This window comes from Mycolicibacterium arseniciresistens (genome assembly GCF_030519285.1).
Lineage (GTDB): Bacteria > Actinomycetota > Actinomycetes > Mycobacteriales > Mycobacteriaceae > Mycobacterium > Mycobacterium arseniciresistens.
Window position 1 is genome coordinate 1 of the sequence record NZ_JAUMSQ010000233.1, and the last position, 15,111, is coordinate 15,111.

Below are 15,111 nucleotides of genomic sequence, written 5' to 3' on the forward strand. Positions count from 1 at the left end.
CCCGTGCCACCGGGAACGGCGGCCTGCGCACCGCCAGGACCCGCTACAGCGGCGGGACCACCGGGGACCGCGGCTTGGGCGCCGTTCGGGCCCGCGTCACCCACGGGACCGCAGACGACGCCCGGTGCACACGGCGGCGGGGCCGGCGGGTTGGCGAGAGCGATCGGTGCAGCTGCGATTCCCGCGGCAGCGACACCGGCGAACAGGACTGGTGTGAGCTTCGAAAGTTTCGCGTTCATGATCAGAGGGTTTCCACACCGCTCCGCTGCTTAAACCGGCTACCGACAATTCGTCTTGTCAGCCGTTTCACATCACGCGAACTTGGCGGCGACCCTCGGTGGCAGCACCTTGAGCAGCAGCACCAGGGGCGCCCACGGCCACGCCGGCACCGCGGCGCGGCCACGCTCACGCTCGATGGCGTCGACCATCGCCGCCGTCCCGGTCTGGGTGTCGACCATCAGCCGGGTGGTCTCGGCCTTGGCCGTCATCTCCGATTCGATGTAGCCGGGTTCGAGCACCGTCACCGTGATCGGGCTGCCGGCGTACTCGGCCCGCAACGACTCGCCGAGCGACGAGACGCCGGCCTTGCTCGCGGCGTAGGCCGCGCGCACGCCGGGCACGCCCTTGTTGCCGAGCACCGAGGACACGAGCACCAGGTGCCCGCCACCGGCGGCGGTGAACATCTCGAGTGCCGTCTCGATCTGCACCAGTGCGGCGACCAGATTGGTCTCGATCGTGGCCTTGTTCGCCCACAGCTTGCCCGTCCCCAGCCGGGCGCCCTTGCCGACGCCGGCGTTGACGACGATGCGGTCGATGCCGCCCAGTTCCTCGGACAGCGCGGCGAACACCTGCGGCACCCGGTCGTGGTCGTTGACGTCGAGTGCGGCGACGGCCACCCGGATCGCCGGATGGCGGTCCTGCAGTTCGGCCTTGAGCTCCTCGAGGCGGTCGATCCGGCGCGCACACAGTGCGAGGTCACGGCCCTTGGCGGCGAACACCCTGGCCATTCCGGCGCCCAGGCCGGAACTGGCGCCGGTGATGAGGATCCTCTGCCTGGTCATCGGAGCAGCGTAGCGACCGGCCGCCGGCGCTACTTGACGCCAGGGATGCGGCGCAGCGCCTTGAGTCCCGCGGTCATCACCGTGGCGTAGCGGTCGGCGCGGAGCCATGGCGGCGCACCGACGGGTAGCCCACGCTCGGTGGCGATGGTCTGGGACTCGGTGTACTTGAGGATGCCGTGTTCGCCGTGGCGGCGGCCGACGCCGGAGTCCTTCATGCCGCCCATCGGAGCGTCCACCGACGCCCACGCCGCGGCGTACGCCTCGTTGACGTTCACCGTGCCCGCCTGCAGCTTCGCCGCCACCCGCCGACCGCGTTCCGGATCATTGGTCCACACACTGAAATTCAGGCCGAATCGGCTGTCGTTGGCCTTGGCGATCGCTTCGTCCTCGGAGTTCACCCGGTAGACCGAGACCACGGGTCCGAAGGTCTCGTCCTCGTAGACGTCCATGCCTTCGCGCACTCCGGTCAGGATCGTCGGCTCGTAGAAGTACGGTCCGATGTCCGGCCGCGGCTGCCCGCCGGTGAGCACGGTCGCCCCCTTGGACTGCGCGTCGTCGACGTGTTGGCGGACCGTCTTCAGCTGGTTCTCGTTGATCAGTGAGCCCATGTCGGCGGAGTAGTCGAGGTCGGGCGTGAGCTTCAACGCCTGCGTGTACTCGACGAACCGCCCGATGAACGCGTCCCACAGCGCATCGGGGACGTAGATCCGCTCGATGGAGATGCACAGCTGCCCGGCGTTGGAGAAGGCCGCCTTGACCGCGCCGCGCGCCGCTTTCGCGGCATCGGCGTCGTCGAGCACCAGCAGTGCGTTCTTGCCGCCCAGTTCCATCGAGTAGTCGATCAGCCGCTCCGCGGCCTGCTTGGCGACGGTCCGCCCGGTGCTCGTCGAACCGGTGAACATCAGGAAGTCGGACTGTTCGATGATCGGCGTGCCCAGTTCCGATCCGGGCCCGGTGACGGTCTGCACCAGCCCCGGGGGCATTCCGGCCCGTTCGAGCAGCTGCACCGCCCACAGATGGGAGAACGGTGTGCGGTCGTCGGGCTTGGCCAGCACCGCGTTGCCCGCGACCAGGGCAGGCAGCGCATCGCTGATGCCGAGGGTCAGCGGGTAGTTCCACGGGGAGATGACGCCCACCAGCCCCTTGGGATGGTGGTGCTCCCACACCTCGGTGAGCATCAGCTGCACACCCTGGCGGCGCTTCGGCCGGAGGTACTTCTCGGCGGTGTTGGCGTAGTAGCGGGCGGTCAGCGCGACGTCGATGACCTCCTCGAACGCGTGACGGCGGGCCTTGCCGTTCTCCAGCTGGATGAGGTCGAGCACCTCGTCCTGATGTTCGAGGACCAGGTCGTGGAGCCGGACCAGCACCTGTGCCCGTTCGGCGACCGGACGGGCCGCCCAGTCCTGCTGCACGGCGCGGGCGCGTTCCGCCGCCGCGGCGACGTCCTCCGCGGTGCAGTGCGGCACCTGCCCGAGCGGACGGCCCGTCATCGCGTCGGTGATGTCGCGCTTGCGGCTGGAGTCGGCCGCATGGACCCGGCCGGGCAGGTCGGTGAGGAGCGCGGCAACGCGGGGATGGGCGGTGCTGAATGTCGTCATGGCTGTCCTTCCGGTCTGACGACGGGGATACCCGCACGGGAGACCGGCAAGCGCACTACTTGAGCAGTCGCGACATCCGCCGGTCGGCGAGCACCTTCCCGGCGGTCTGGCACGTCGCGCAGTACTGGAACGACTTGTCCGCGAACGACACCTCGCGCACGGTGTCCCCGCAGACCGGACACGGCAGCCCGGTGCGCGCGTGCACCCGCAGCCCGGAACGCTTCTCGCCCTTGAGGGTTGCGGCCTGTTGGCCCACCGACCGCGACACCGCATCGGTGAGCACCGAGATCATCGCGTCGTGCAGCGAGCCCAGCTGCGCGGCGGTCAGCTTGTTGGCGGTGGCGAACGGCGAAAGGCGCGCCACATGCAGGATCTCGTCGCTGTAGGCGTTGCCGATCCCGGCGATCACCTTCTGGTCGGTGATGACGGTCTTGAGCCGGCCGCTGTTGCCCGCCAGCAGCCGGCCGAGGTCCTCGACGGTGAGTTCGAGCGCGTCCGGTCCGAGTCCGGCGATGCCCGGCACCGTGTCCGGGTCGGTCACCAGCCAGACCGCCAGCCGCTTCTGGGTGCCGGCCTCGGTCAGGTCGAAACCGGGCGCCTCGCCGGGCGTGCCGAGGTGGACGCGCAGGGCGATCGGCCCCTTGCCCGGCTTCAGCGGAGCGGCGGCGAGCTTGTCCGACCAGCGCAGCCAGCCGGCCCGGGACAGGTGGGTGATCAGGTGCAGGTCGCCGAATTGGAGGCCGAGGTACTTGCCCCACCGGTTGGCGCCGGTGACCTCGCGGCCGTGCAGCGCAGTGATGGGCGGATCGAAGGTCTTGAGCACCGAGAAGGCCGAGACGTCGACACGGCCGACCGGCAGCCCGACGGCATGGCGACGCAGGTGGTCGGCGAGTGCCTCGACTTCGGGGAGTTCAGGCATGAGACCAGTGTGCCCCTCAGCGGTCGGCCAGCAACCCGCCCGTGAGCAGCGACAGCACCCAGCTCACGAGGGACAGGACGATCGCCGCCCAGATGGCCGTCCACCAGAAGTGATCGATGGAGAGGCCCCAGTGCGTGGTGTGCTCGGTGATCGACGCGGTGATCCACAGCATCAACGCGTTGATGACGACGTGGAACAGGCCGAGCGTGAGGATGTAGAGCGGGATCGACAGCAGCTGCACGATCGGCTTGATGATCGCGTTGACCACGCCGAAGATCAGTGCGACCACACCGATGATGCCGATCTCCTGCAGCCGGTTGTCGGCCCCGACGAAGCTCATTCCCGGCACGAACCACGTGACGAGCCACAGCGCGAGGCCGGTGACCGCGGTGCGGAGCAGGAACCCCATGCGGTGATCCTGCCACGAACAAGACTCGCGTCAGGGGCGCAGCAGGTAGGTGTCCATGATCCAGCCGTGCCGCGAGCGGGCCTCGGCGCGGATATCGGCGATCGTCTGGCCCACCTCGCCGACGGTGCCCGCCACGAGGATCTCGTCGGGTGTGCCGAGGTAGGCGCCCCACCAGATCCGCGTCGCCGGGGGGCACTGCCGGAATGCACAGTCCGCGTCGAGCATCACCACCGCGGCGCCGGCCAGTCCGTGCTCCCGCAGCCGGCGGCCGGTGGTGATCAGCACCGGCTCGCCGACGTCGTTGAGCGGGATGCGGTGTCGTGCGGTGAGGGCTGCGATGGCGGTGATGCCGGGCACCACGTCGTAGTCGATGTCGACGTGTGCGCCGACCAGGTCGAGGATGCGCAGTGTGCTGTCGTACAGCGACGGGTCGCCCCAGGCGAGGAACGCGCCTACGCCGTCCGGTTCGAGTTCGGTCGCGATCGCCTCGGCCCAGATCCGGGCGCGCTCGGCATGCCAGTCGGCGACGTTGCGCCGGTAGTCGCCATCGTCGGCGCGCTTCGGGTCGGGCAGTTCCACGAACCGGTAGCCGGGCGTGGTGATGAACCGCTCGCAGACGTCGCGGCGCAGCGCCACCAGATCGCTCTTGGCGTCGCCCTTGTCGGCGGCGAAGAAGACCTGGGTGTCGTTGAGTGCGTCGACGGCCTGAGCGGTGACATAGCCGGGGTCGCCGGCGCCGATGCCGATGACATGAATGCGTCGGGTCACGCTGCGAAGTATGCGGCACCGGTGTTGGGCGGCGACGTGGGAACAGGCTGTGGTCTCAACACTGCGGTTGCATCCGGCTGTCACCTTGCGAGGGGATGGAACGCAACCTGTTCACCCACCGCCACTTCGGACGCTACGCCGCACACCGGGGGCCGTCTACGAAATCCGTACGCCAACGCGGGAGCTGCCACGAATTTCGTGGCTCAGGCCAGCATGCCGTCGCGGAGTTTGGCGAGTGATCTCGCCAGCAACCGCGACACGTGCATCTGTGAGATGCCGAGGCGTTCGGCGATCTGGGTCTGGGTGAGCGACTCGAAGAAGCGCAGCCGGATGATGGTGCGCTCGCGTTCGGGCAGGGACGCCAGCAGCGGGCGCAGCGCCTCCCGGTTCTCGATGTGGGCCATGTCGGGGTCGTTGCCGCCGAGCGTGTCCGCCAGCGCCGGTGCGCTGTCGTCGTCACCACCGCCCGTTGCGGCGTCGGTCGACAGCGTCCGGTAACAACTTCCGGCGATCAGCCCCTCCACCACCTCGGCGCGGTCGAGTCCGAGTTCGACGGCGATCTCGCTCGCCGTCGGCGCCCGGTTGAGCCGCTGGGACAGGTCGGCCACCGCCGCGCCGAGAAGTTGATGGCGTTCCTTCAGCCGTCGCGGCACGTTCACCGACCAGCCGCTGTCGCGGAAGTACCGCTTGATCTCGCCCATGATGGTCGGCACCGCGAAGGACAGGAAGTCGACGCCCTTGTCCACGTCGAACCGGTTGACCGCGTTGACCAGTCCGAGCCGGGCGATCTGCACCAGGTCGTCGCGTGGTTCGCCGCGATTGACGTACCGCTGCGCGCAGTGCTCAGCCAGTGGGAGGCACCGGGCGATGATGCGGTCACGCTGGCGCTGGTGTTCGGCCGAACCCTCCGGCAGCAATGCGAGGCCGGCGAACAGCACGAGAACGTCCTCGTAGTCGGACGGTCTGGATTGAGGCCGACGGCGCCCGCTCCGTTGTTCGCGAGTCCGCTCGACTGTTGTCATGGTTCAGGAGTACCCATCGCACGCGGTCGCATTTTGCTGACGTGCGTCAATTAGAGTAGCTGAGCATCGCCATAAGTCATCTCATGCAGGCGTTATGGCAGTTGATGCCGGTAGCTGCGCAACCGAGAACGCTGCGTGAATTGGCTACCGGGAACCACCGCGTTTCGCTAATCGCACCTGGATTCAGGACTCGTCGCCGCCCCTGCTGCGGCGCAGCGCGGCGGCGCGCTCGATGTCCTTCTCCTCGGCGGCTTCGTTCTTCTCGACGACGCGGGTGTCCCGGGGGGGCAGCTGCAGCTCGCGTTCGGCCGGCAGGCCCGCCTGCAGTTGCCTGCCCCGCTCGAGTTCGGCGTCGAGTTCGGCGCCGAACAGCAGGGCCAGGTTGGTGATCCACAGCCAGAGCAGGAAGACGATCACGCCGGCGAGTGCGCCATAGGTCTTGTTGTAGCTGGCGAAGTTGGCGACGTACAGGCCGAAGCCGAGCGACGCGACCATCCACGTCAGTATCGCCACGCCGGCGCCGATGCTGATCCACTTGAACTTCGGCTGCTTCACGTTGGGGGTGGCGTAGTAGAGCACCGCGACGGCCAGCACGACGAACAGCAGGATCGCCGGCCACTTCACCACGCTCCACAGCGTCACCGCGGCACTGCCGGCACCGATCGCGTCGCCCACCGCACGGGCGACGGGTCCGCTCACCGCCAGCATGAACGCCACCGCGGCCACCGCCACGACACCGGCCAGCGTCAGCACCAGCTGCAGCGGCCGCAGCTTCCACACCGGGCGGCCCTCCTGCACCTCGTACATGCGGTTCATCGCCCGGCCGAAGGCGCCGACGTAGCCCGATGCCGACCACAGTGCGCCCGCCAGGCCGAGGATCAGCCCGAGACCGGCCTGCGGCGACTCGACGAGCTGCTGGATCGGCCCGCGCAGCGTGTCGAGAGCCGATGACGGGGCGATGTCGTCGACGGTCTGCAGCACCGCATCGGTGGTGCGCTGGCCCTGACCGAAGACGCCGAGCAGCGACACCATCGCCACCAGCGCCGGGAACAGCGACAGCACCGCGTAATAGGTCAGGGCGGCCGCGAGGTCGGTGCACTGGTCCTGCTGGAATTCGCGGGCGGTCTTGCGCAGCACATAGAACCAGGACCGTTTGGTGAGGTCGGTCGGCGAGTCGGGTTTGCGCGGGTCGTCGGGGTCCGGGGCGCGGTCCCGATCGTCAGTGGTGACGGTCATATCCGGCGCGTTTACCCCCGGCACCGAAGGTCAAACGCCTACCGTGGGTATCCGGTACCGCGAGTATTGACCGAGGTCGGTTCCGTCACTAACTTCACTTACATACCGTCCGGAAGGGAAGTCGACGATGACCGCATCGGTGAAGCCCACTGGCCCTACCCGCGCGGAGTTCTCGGAGCGGCTGCTGAAGGGCTCGGTGAAGAAGTCCTACTCCCCGGTCGTCGACATCGACTGGGACGCGCCGCTCGACCCGGACAAGTTCTACCTGCCGCCCAGGGTCGTGTCGCTGTACGGAACGCCGTTGTGGGACAGCATGTCCCGCGAGCAGCGGATCGAGCTGTCGCGACAGGAGCTGGTGAACACCCTGTCGGCGGGGATCTGGTTCGAGAACATCCTCAACCAGGCGCTGCTGCGCAAGATGATGCACCAGGACCCGACCGCCCGCTCCACCCACTACGAGCTGACCGAGCTGGGCGACGAGACGCGTCACATGATCATGTTCGGCAGGGCCATCGAGCGGGTGGGCGCCAAGCCGGTCCGCCCGAAGCTCTACCAGCGGGTGATCATCAACATGCTGCCGATGGCGTTCCAGGGCTCGCTGCTGTGGGTCGCCGCCCTGATCGGTGAGGAGATCTTCGATTCACTGCAGCGCCAGATGATGGACGACCCCGAGTTGCAGCCGATGGTGCAGCGACTCATGCGGATCCACGTGACCGAGGAGGCCCGCCACATCCAGTTCGCCCGCGACGGACTGCGCAAGCGCGCCCCGCACATGCGGCGGGTCAGCAGGTGGTGGGCGGCCAACATCAACGGCGCCGGAGGACTGTTCTTCCGCCATCTGTTCAGCAATCCGGTGCCCTATGCACGGGCCGGGCTCGATGCGCGCGAGGCACGCCGCCTGGTCCGCGCCAGCCCGCACCGCCGCGAGGTGCAGATCACCGGCTTCGCCCCGCTGGCCGCCTTCCTCGACGAGGTCGGGCTGCTCGGGCCGGTCGCGCGGCGGCTGTGGCGGCGCACCGGTTTCCTTCCGCAATGACCCACCGCATCGTCATCGTCAGCAACGGATCAGGTTCGCGCACAAGGGATGTGCTGCAGCACAGCGGGCTCACCGACGTCGTCGTCCTCAATGGGGTGACCGACCGGTCCTTCGACCGCACCGCCCACACCTGGACCCTGCGCACCGGCGACGGTACCGAGCATCGCGCGCAGATCGTCGTCGACGAACGGCCGGCCGAGCACACCCCGGTGCCGTACCTCGGCATCGCCGTGCACGGGATGCCGAATCACTTCCTGCTCAGCGGACCCGACCACGCAGGCAAGTCCCGCTACATCATCGAATGCCTCCGGACCATGGACAGCCGTGGCAGCACCCGGATCGAAGTGCGCCACAGCACCCAGCAGGTGTACAACGACAAGTCCGGCAGCGGCCGCGAGGTCATCCCATGGCGGCGGCTCGCCAGGAAGATCCCCTCGGCGTTCCACATGAGCTCCTCTCCCACGCTGGACGACGAGGTGTTCGACGGGCCGGTCGTGGTGCACATCGGAGACGACGCGTTCGAACGGCGGGCCCGACTGGCCGGCCACCTCGACCCCATTGACGGCCGATATCACTGGCAGGGAACGCTTTTCGGCGAGTTGCCGGAGGATGTGGTGTCGAGAACAGTGACCGTCGGCATCGACGACCGCCGCGCCGACGGCCGCATCACCGAGCGCACGCCGTCGGGTTACTCGGTGACCGGGGTCGGCGCGCCGCCGTTCCCGCTCGACGACGTCGAAGTCACGCTGCCGCAAGCCTGATGCGGCGGGCTATGACGGCCCGCCGCGCTCGGCGGTGACCTGAGCGCTCACCCGGTCGGCGGCGGGCCCGTCCCCGTCTTCGCGGCTCAGCGCATCGACGACCTTCTCCGCCTTCTCGTCCGGCATCAGCGGTGGCAGCAGCGGGGTCGCGGCGTCGACCACCGCCTCGATGACGAACGGCCGGTCGGCGCCCAATGCCTGCCGCCACGCATCCTCCGCCTGGCCGGATTCGGTGATACGGGCGCTGCCCAGTCCGAGCAGCTCGGCGTACTGAGCGTAGGGGAACTCCGGAACTCGCTGCGAGGCAGGGAACCTCGGGTTGCCCTCCATCTCACGCTGTTCCCACGACACCTCGGTCAGGTCGCGATTGTGCAGCACCAGCACGACGAATCGCGGGTCGGACCATTGCCGCCACCGGTCGGCGAGGGTGATCAGTTCGAGCAGTCCGCTCATTTGCATGGCGCCGTCGCCGACCAGCGCCACCACGGGCCGGTCGGGCGCATCGAGTTTCGCGGCGATGCCGTAGGGCAGCGCGCATCCCATCGACGCCAGGTAACTCGACACATGCGCGGGCACACCGCGGGGCAGCCGCAGATGCCTGGCGTACCAGTACGTCGACGATCCGACGTCGACGGCCACCCGCGCATCGTCGGGCAGCAACTCCGACAGCGCACCGACGACGGCCTCGGGGTTGGCGCCGGTTCCCACCACGTCGCGGCGGTCGGACGCCAGCTGGTCCCAGTGCCTCACCCAGTCGTGCACGCGGCGCTGCCATCCGCCGGTGCCGTTGCGGGTGAGCATGGGTAACAGTGCCGAAAGGGCATGTGCCGCATCGCCGATCACCGGCGCTTCGACCGGGTACTTGGCGCCGACGACGCGCGCCTCGACGTCGATCTGCACCGCGCGGGCCTGCCCGGGTGCGGGGTAGAACTCCGTCCACGGGTCGTTGCAGCCGACGATCAGCAGCGTGTCGCACTCGGCCATCAGGTGTGCGCTCGCGGTGGTGCCCAGGTGGCCCATCACGCCGGTGTGCCAGGGCGCCGACTCGTCGAGCACCGGCTTGCCGAGCAGCGAGACGGTGACGCCCGCGCCGAGGATGTCGGTGACGGCGGCGATCTCATCGGCCGCGCCCGCGCCGCCCCGGCCCACCAGCAGGGCGACCCGCTCCCCCGCGTTCAGCACGTCGGCGGCTGCGCGCAGCTGTTCCTCGGGTGCGCGCACCTGCGGCCTGGCCGCGACGGCCGCCGACGGCACCACACCGTGGCTGTGTTCGAGCTGCTCGGGCATCTTCGCCTGCTGTACGTCGTGCGGGATGATGAGGCATGTCGGCGTCGAGGTCGCCAGCGCGGTGCGCATCGCGTTGTCCAGGGCCATCAACGCCTGCTCGGGTGCGAACACCGTCTGCACGTACTGCGCGCAGACGTCCTTGAACAACGCGTGCAGATCCACCTCCTGCAGGTAGCCGCTGCCGAGCGCGGTGCTGACCACCTGCCCGACGATCGCCACCACCGGCCTTCGATCGAGCTTGGCGTCGTAGAGGCCTGCCAGCAGGTGGATCGCGCCCGGCCCCTGAGTGGCCGTGCAGACGCCGACATGACCGGTGTACTTGGCGTGTCCGCACGCCATGAACGCCGCCATCTCCTCGTGCCGGGTGGCGATGAACTCCGGCTCACCCGACCGCTGCAGCGCGCCGAGCAGGGTGTTGATGCCGTCACCGGCGTAACCGAAAACGCGGGTGATGTCCCAGTCCCGCAGTCGCGCCACAAGCGCGTCAGCGACTGTCTGCTCCGATGCCATGCCGTGCGCTTACCCCGGAGTGTGCACGCGGGTCAGCTGGGATTCTCGTTCGTCAGCGCGTGGAATCCCTTGGCCTGGGCGCGGGCCAGCGAGGCGCGGACCAGGCCGACGATCATGCCCTGGACGGCGGCGGCGATGAAGATCTCCTTCGCGGAGCTCTGCAGGTCCATCGGTTCCGGTGGCTCCTGGCCGGACGGGTTCGCCCGCTGCCAGATCTCGGTGAAGATCTTCCCGGCGATCAGACCTCCCACGATGCTGCTGGCGAGGGCTAACGGCTTGTACATGGTTTTGGCGGCGCTCACGCTGACGATGTTCCCGGGTGGGCCAAAGCCAAACCTCGAACTAGAACACGTTCTAGTATTCGGGAGACACCCGACAACGAGGAGACGACGTGCGGTTCACCTACGCCGAGGCCATGACCGACCCGACGTTCTACATCCCGTTGGCGAAGGCAGCCGACGAGGCCGGCTACCACGCCATGACCATCCCGGACAGCATCGCCTACCCGTACGAGTCGGACTCGACGTATCCCTACACCCCCGACGGCGACCGCACGTTCCTCGACGGCAAGGCCTTCATCGAGTCCTTCGCACTGATCGGCGCGCTGTCCGCGGTGACCACGCGGCTGCACTTCAACATCTTCGTGCTGAAGCTGCCGATCCGCCCGCCCGCCCTGGTGGCCAAGCAGGCCGGCTCGCTGGCCGCGCTGTTCGGCAACCGGCTCGGCCTCGGCGTCGGCACCAGCCCGTGGAAGGAGGACTACGAAGTCATGGGCGTGCCGTACGCCCGCCGCGGCAAGCGGATGGACGAGTGCATCGACGTCATCCGCGGTCTCACCACCGGCGACTACTTCGAGTACCACGGCGAGTTCTACGACATCCCCAAGACCAAGATGACGCCCGCTCCGAGCGAGCCGATCCCGATCCTGATCGGCGGGCACGCGGAAGCGGCGCTCAAGCGCGCGGCCCGCAACGACGGCTGGATGCACGGCGGCGGCGACCCCGAGGAACTCGACGCCCTCATCAAGCGCATCCAGCAGCTGCGCGAGGAGGAGGGCCGGGACGGCCCGTTCCAGATCCACGTCATCTCCATCGACGGGTTCAGCGCCGACGGCGTCAAGCGCCTGGAGGACAAGGGCGTCACCGACGTCATCGTCGGCTTCCGCATCCCGTACATCAAGGGCCCCGACACCGAACCGCTCGACGCGAAGGTCCGCAATCTGGAGTGGTTCGCCGAGAACGTGATCGCCAAGATTTAGCTCGGTTGCGATGACGCCGGTTGGGTAACCGCTCATCGATGGCCGGTATGGGAGAACAGCACAACGGCGCCCTGCGGGGCGAGGTCGCCGCCTCGCATGGCGTGGTCACCGTAGGCAGGAGGCCGAGGTGACGGCTGCCCCGGGACAGCTGACGGTCGCCACCGCGACGGTGGCCGAGGCGACGGTGCTCACCCCTGAAGGCGTGCTGGACACCACCACATACATTCCGCTGCGCGACAGCATCATCAACGCCGCCCTGGACGAACCGCGCGCCGTGGTCGTGGACATCGCGCGCCTGGTCGTGCCCGCCCAATCCGCCGTCGCGGTGTTCACCAGTGCCCGATGGCATGTGCAGCGCTGGCCGGAGGTGCCGGTGGCAGTCGTCTGCGCGGATCCCGTCTGCCGAGACATGCTCGCGCACAACGGCGTGACCCGCTACGTCCCGGTACACCCGACCGTCGACACCGCCCTGGACGCTCTGTCCGCGGCCGCGAGGCCGTACCGCCGGCGCGCCCGTACCGAGCTACCGGCCGAAACGCTCAGCCTGCGCCGATCGCGTGACCTGGTGGCGCTGTGGCTGACCGCGTGGTCGCAGCAGGACCTGGTGTCGGTCGCCAAGGTGGTGGTCACGGTCCTGGTCGAGAACGTGCTCGCACACACCGACAGCCCGGCCGACCTCCGGGTGGAAACCGATGGCGTTTCGGTCACCGTGGCGGTCAGCGATGCCAGCCATACGCCGCCGGGCTTTCGCGAGAACCCCGCAGCGGATCCCGGCCCGTCGGGCCTCCAGGTGGTCGCCGCGTTGGCGCGGATGTGGGGAACGGCTCCGACGCCCACGGGAAAGACGGTGTGGGCGGTGGTGGGTTCGGAGAACCGATTGTGATACCCAGGCGGCCCCGGGGAGCAATCGACCATTCCGCATAAGACCCCCAGACGGGCGTCATCGTCGATGGTCAGGATCGACGAGTCGCTCGGCTACGTCGGCCAGTGGTGTGTTGGCCTCCTGGGACAGACGCTTGAGCAGATCGAAGGCGTGCACGGCGTCGACCTTGAAGCGCTCCATGATGATGCCCTTCGCCTGACCGATGACGTCCCGGGATGCCAGGGCGCTGCGAAACTGTTGGTCGCGCGTCAACATCTGCCATGCGATCGCGATGTGGGTGGCGTGAATCAGACCGACCTCGAGGCTCTGCGGAGTGAACGCGTGTGGTGTGTCGCCGTAGAAATTGAGGGCTCCGAAGCGCCTCGGTCCGGTGAACAGTTGGTAGGACACGACTGAGCGCACGTCGGTCTGCGCCAACACATCCCGGCAGTAATCCGGCCAACGGGTCTCGCTGGCCATGTCGTCCAGCCGGACGGTGTGGTTCTCCCACGCCGCCGCCAGACACGGCCCCTGCTTGTGCTCGTGCTGGATCTGGTCGAGAAGCACGGCGAACGGATGGGTGCCTGCGGCGTTCCACACGGTGCCCTCAGCGTCGGCTTCGGTGATGCCGGCGTATGTCGCGTTCGGTACCGATTCGACGGCGACGGCGGCCAGGTGGCGGAGCACCGCGGCGGGATCGGCGTTGGAGCTCCGACCGAGATCCCGGGTCGCTTCGGCGAGTTGCTGCGAGATCGAGTCCAGGGATTCTGCCGACACGGCGATCCGTTCCGTTGATTGTCTTCCAACGGTACGCCGAATCGCGGATCGGCCCTGCTAACGGATCAGTCGCGCAGGGTGGCGTGCGGGCTGCGGCCGTAAGCCTCGCGGTACATCACGGCGAACCTTCCGGTGTGAGCGAAGCCCCACTTCGCCGCGATCGCCGTGACGGTGTCCCGTTTGCGGTCAGCCACGATCAATTCCCGATGCGCCCGGTCCAGGCGGATGCGCCGCAGGTACTGCAGCGGTGTGGTCTCGAGGTGGCGGCGGAACATGTATTGCACCGCCCGCGGAGAGATGTGCACGGCCAACGCGATGTCGCTCAGCGCGATGTCGTTGCCCGCGTTCTCCTCGATGTAGGCGATCGCGCGCCGCAACAGCAGTGGCGAGGCGTCGGTTCGGTACTGCGCCGCCTGAGCGGTTGGTACGACGCCGGGAAAGGCCGACATCGTCACAGCGCCGAGCAAACGGCCGGCGTGGCCGAGCACCAGCGGCGTCGCCTTCGTGTCGTCGGCCAGCACGCAGTCCCGGACGTAAGTCACAGTGTCGCGCCACATCCTGGCGGCGGCCGCGTTGACCGGGGTGAACTGCTCGAATCGCAACGACCGGGCCTTGACGGCCTCGAGTTTGCCGTGTGCCGCACCGACGACGAGGGCGGGATCCAGCAGCAGCACCGTCGCGGTCAGGTCCTCGGACAGCACCTCATACGGCAGATCGGGTTGGGACATGAGGGCGATGTCGCCGGCACCGGCCGCGCTGTCGACGCCGTCACAGTGGCCGGACACCCGCCCGGCATTGACCCACACCGCCATCACCCGGTTCAGTGCGTCGGGCTTGGCGTCGACCGTGCCCGGCATCCGCATCTCGTCGATCACGAACGCTCCGGCGTCGGTCCGGCCGTGGCGGAGCAGAGGCGACTCGCCGGCGTGATCCGTGGAGCGATGCAGGCGCATCCGTGCCTGATAGGCCGCCTCGAGATAGGGTCCGACCTGGTGGGGATCGCTCAGCTCGACGTTGGAACGTACTGGCCGAAGCTGTGTATTGGTGGCGTCGTCGATCATTGATCACCTCAAAGGGGTGACGCAGTACGGAGCTTGGTGCTGAACCCCCGGGACTTGGCTCCACTTTAGCCGGTACCAGCGATCCCGGGCCGGATGTCACACGTTTGTCAGACTTCTCCAGCCTGCCGACAAGGTGGTCTAACCTGCCGGTCGCGACAGCAGGGCGTCGATCGCCGACGGGCTGAGCACCCGGTCGAGCACCATGGCAGCGCTGCCGATCACGCCGGCCCGGTCACCGTAGGTCGAGGGCACGACCTGCAGCGTCCGTGTCGCCAGCGCTGTCGCGTTGCCGTACAGGCTTGCGCGCATCCCCGCGACGAAGATGTCGTAGGCGCCGACCATGTCGCCCGCCACCACCAGCACCGCCGGGTTGAGCAGGTTCACCGCTGCGGCCAGCACCTCGCCGACGTGGCGGCCGCTGTCACGGATCAGCCTGCGCGCCTCGGCATCCCCTGCATTCGCGAGACCGACCACGTCGCGCAGGTGCCCGATGTCGCGGCCCTGCGCCCGCATCGCCGCGACCAGGGCCCAGCCGCCGGCGATCGC

At 68.5% G+C, this 15,111-nt stretch carries 16 protein-coding genes; 4 read left to right on the forward strand and 12 right to left on the reverse strand.

Features of this window, described 5'->3' with window-relative positions:
- Positions 1-311: 311 nt before the first annotated feature.
- From Q2100_RS23290 to Q2100_RS23320, 7 genes are all read right to left on the reverse strand, one after another.
- The gene (locus tag Q2100_RS23290) at positions 312-1,061 is read right to left on the reverse strand and encodes an SDR family oxidoreductase (RefSeq protein ID WP_302915960.1); all 750 of its coding nucleotides are present in this window, start codon (positions 1,059-1,061) and stop codon (positions 312-314) included.
- Between the two features lie 29 nt (positions 1,062-1,090).
- The gene (locus Q2100_RS23295) at positions 1,091-2,659 is read right to left on the reverse strand and encodes a succinic semialdehyde dehydrogenase (RefSeq protein WP_302915961.1); all 1,569 of its coding nucleotides are present in this window, start codon (positions 2,657-2,659) and stop codon (positions 1,091-1,093) included.
- A 55-nt stretch (positions 2,660-2,714) separates the two neighbouring features.
- Positions 2,715-3,578, reverse strand: a complete 864-nt coding sequence (locus Q2100_RS23300; RefSeq protein ID WP_302915962.1) for an Fpg/Nei family DNA glycosylase — start codon at positions 3,576-3,578, stop codon at positions 2,715-2,717.
- 16 nt (positions 3,579-3,594) lie between these two features.
- Positions 3,595-3,987: a phage holin family protein gene (locus Q2100_RS23305; protein WP_302915963.1), complete on the reverse strand. Its 393-nt coding sequence runs from the start codon at positions 3,985-3,987 to the stop codon at positions 3,595-3,597.
- 30 nt (positions 3,988-4,017) lie between these two features.
- Positions 4,018-4,755 carry a precorrin-6A synthase (deacetylating) gene (cobF, locus tag Q2100_RS23310; protein ID WP_302915964.1) on the reverse strand — a complete coding sequence of 246 codons (738 nt, stop codon included), beginning with the start codon at positions 4,753-4,755 and terminating at the stop codon, positions 4,018-4,020.
- A 203-nt stretch (positions 4,756-4,958) separates the two neighbouring features.
- Positions 4,959-5,777 carry a SigB/SigF/SigG family RNA polymerase sigma factor gene (locus Q2100_RS23315; protein ID WP_302915965.1) on the reverse strand — a complete coding sequence of 273 codons (819 nt, stop codon included), beginning with the start codon at positions 5,775-5,777 and terminating at the stop codon, positions 4,959-4,961.
- A gap of 183 nt (positions 5,778-5,960) precedes the next feature.
- Positions 5,961-7,013 (reverse strand): YihY/virulence factor BrkB family protein, encoded by a 1,053-nt coding sequence (locus Q2100_RS23320; protein WP_302915966.1) that lies wholly within the window; start codon positions 7,011-7,013, stop codon positions 5,961-5,963.
- Between the two features lie 127 nt (positions 7,014-7,140).
- Here Q2100_RS23320 and Q2100_RS23325 point away from each other — a divergent pair, with 127 nt between their 5' ends.
- Positions 7,141-8,049 carry an AurF N-oxygenase family protein gene (locus Q2100_RS23325; RefSeq protein ID WP_264010716.1) on the forward strand — a complete coding sequence of 303 codons (909 nt, stop codon included), beginning with the start codon at positions 7,141-7,143 and terminating at the stop codon, positions 8,047-8,049.
- The gene (locus tag Q2100_RS23330; RefSeq protein ID WP_302915967.1) at positions 8,046-8,810 is read left to right on the forward strand and encodes a DUF4873 domain-containing protein; all 765 of its coding nucleotides are present in this window, start codon (positions 8,046-8,048) and stop codon (positions 8,808-8,810) included. The genes Q2100_RS23325 and Q2100_RS23330 overlap by 4 nt, the downstream gene beginning before the upstream one ends.
- A gap of 9 nt (positions 8,811-8,819) precedes the next feature.
- Here the strand turns inward: Q2100_RS23330 and Q2100_RS23335 are convergent, their stop codons facing one another.
- Positions 8,820-10,607 (reverse strand): thiamine pyrophosphate-requiring protein, encoded by a 1,788-nt coding sequence (locus Q2100_RS23335; protein ID WP_302915968.1) that lies wholly within the window; start codon positions 10,605-10,607, stop codon positions 8,820-8,822.
- A gap of 32 nt (positions 10,608-10,639) precedes the next feature.
- Positions 10,640-10,909 (reverse strand): DUF4235 domain-containing protein, encoded by a 270-nt coding sequence (locus tag Q2100_RS23340; protein WP_302915969.1) that lies wholly within the window; start codon positions 10,907-10,909, stop codon positions 10,640-10,642.
- An 89-nt stretch (positions 10,910-10,998) separates the two neighbouring features.
- Between Q2100_RS23340 and Q2100_RS23345 the strand changes: the two genes are divergently transcribed.
- Positions 10,999-11,865, forward strand: coding sequence for a TIGR03619 family F420-dependent LLM class oxidoreductase (locus Q2100_RS23345; protein ID WP_302915970.1), 867 nt, complete (start codon positions 10,999-11,001; stop codon positions 11,863-11,865).
- Between the two features lie 127 nt (positions 11,866-11,992).
- A complete protein-coding gene (locus Q2100_RS23350) occupies positions 11,993-12,748 on the forward strand; it encodes an STAS domain-containing protein (protein WP_302915971.1) in 756 nt (251 codons plus the stop codon).
- 57 nt (positions 12,749-12,805) lie between these two features.
- Here Q2100_RS23350 and Q2100_RS23355 read toward each other — a convergent pair whose 3' ends face one another.
- The 3 genes from Q2100_RS23355 to Q2100_RS23365 all read right to left on the reverse strand — a co-directional run.
- Positions 12,806-13,504: a GAF and ANTAR domain-containing protein gene (locus Q2100_RS23355; protein ID WP_302915972.1), complete on the reverse strand. Its 699-nt coding sequence runs from the start codon at positions 13,502-13,504 to the stop codon at positions 12,806-12,808.
- A gap of 65 nt (positions 13,505-13,569) precedes the next feature.
- Positions 13,570-14,565 (reverse strand): helix-turn-helix transcriptional regulator, encoded by a 996-nt coding sequence (locus Q2100_RS23360; protein WP_302915973.1) that lies wholly within the window; start codon positions 14,563-14,565, stop codon positions 13,570-13,572.
- Between the two features lie 138 nt (positions 14,566-14,703).
- Positions 14,704-15,111: ROK family protein (locus tag Q2100_RS23365; protein WP_302915974.1), on the reverse strand; the 408-nt coding region annotated here is incomplete at its 5' end.

Coding starts and splice junctions, on each gene's coding strand:
- Q2100_RS23320 (WP_302915966.1), bottom strand. CDS start 7,013: ATGACCGTCACCACTGACGATCGGGACCGCGCCCCGGACCCCGACGAC.
- Q2100_RS23325 (WP_264010716.1), top strand. CDS start 7,141: ATGACCGCATCGGTGAAGCCCACTGGCCCTACCCGCGCGGAGTTCTCG.
- Q2100_RS23290 (WP_302915960.1), bottom strand. CDS start 1,061: ATGACCAGGCAGAGGATCCTCATCACCGGCGCCAGTTCCGGCCTGGGC.
- Q2100_RS23300 (WP_302915962.1), bottom strand. CDS start 3,578: ATGCCTGAACTCCCCGAAGTCGAGGCACTCGCCGACCACCTGCGTCGC.
- Q2100_RS23330 (WP_302915967.1), top strand. CDS start 8,046: ATGACCCACCGCATCGTCATCGTCAGCAACGGATCAGGTTCGCGCACA.
- Q2100_RS23315 (WP_302915965.1), bottom strand. CDS start 5,777: ATGACAACAGTCGAGCGGACTCGCGAACAACGGAGCGGGCGCCGTCGG.
- Q2100_RS23295 (WP_302915961.1), bottom strand. CDS start 2,659: ATGACGACATTCAGCACCGCCCATCCCCGCGTTGCCGCGCTCCTCACC.
- Q2100_RS23335 (WP_302915968.1), bottom strand. CDS start 10,607: ATGGCATCGGAGCAGACAGTCGCTGACGCGCTTGTGGCGCGACTGCGG.
- Q2100_RS23305 (WP_302915963.1), bottom strand. CDS start 3,987: ATGGGGTTCCTGCTCCGCACCGCGGTCACCGGCCTCGCGCTGTGGCTC.
- Q2100_RS23360 (WP_302915973.1), bottom strand. CDS start 14,565: ATGATCGACGACGCCACCAATACACAGCTTCGGCCAGTACGTTCCAAC.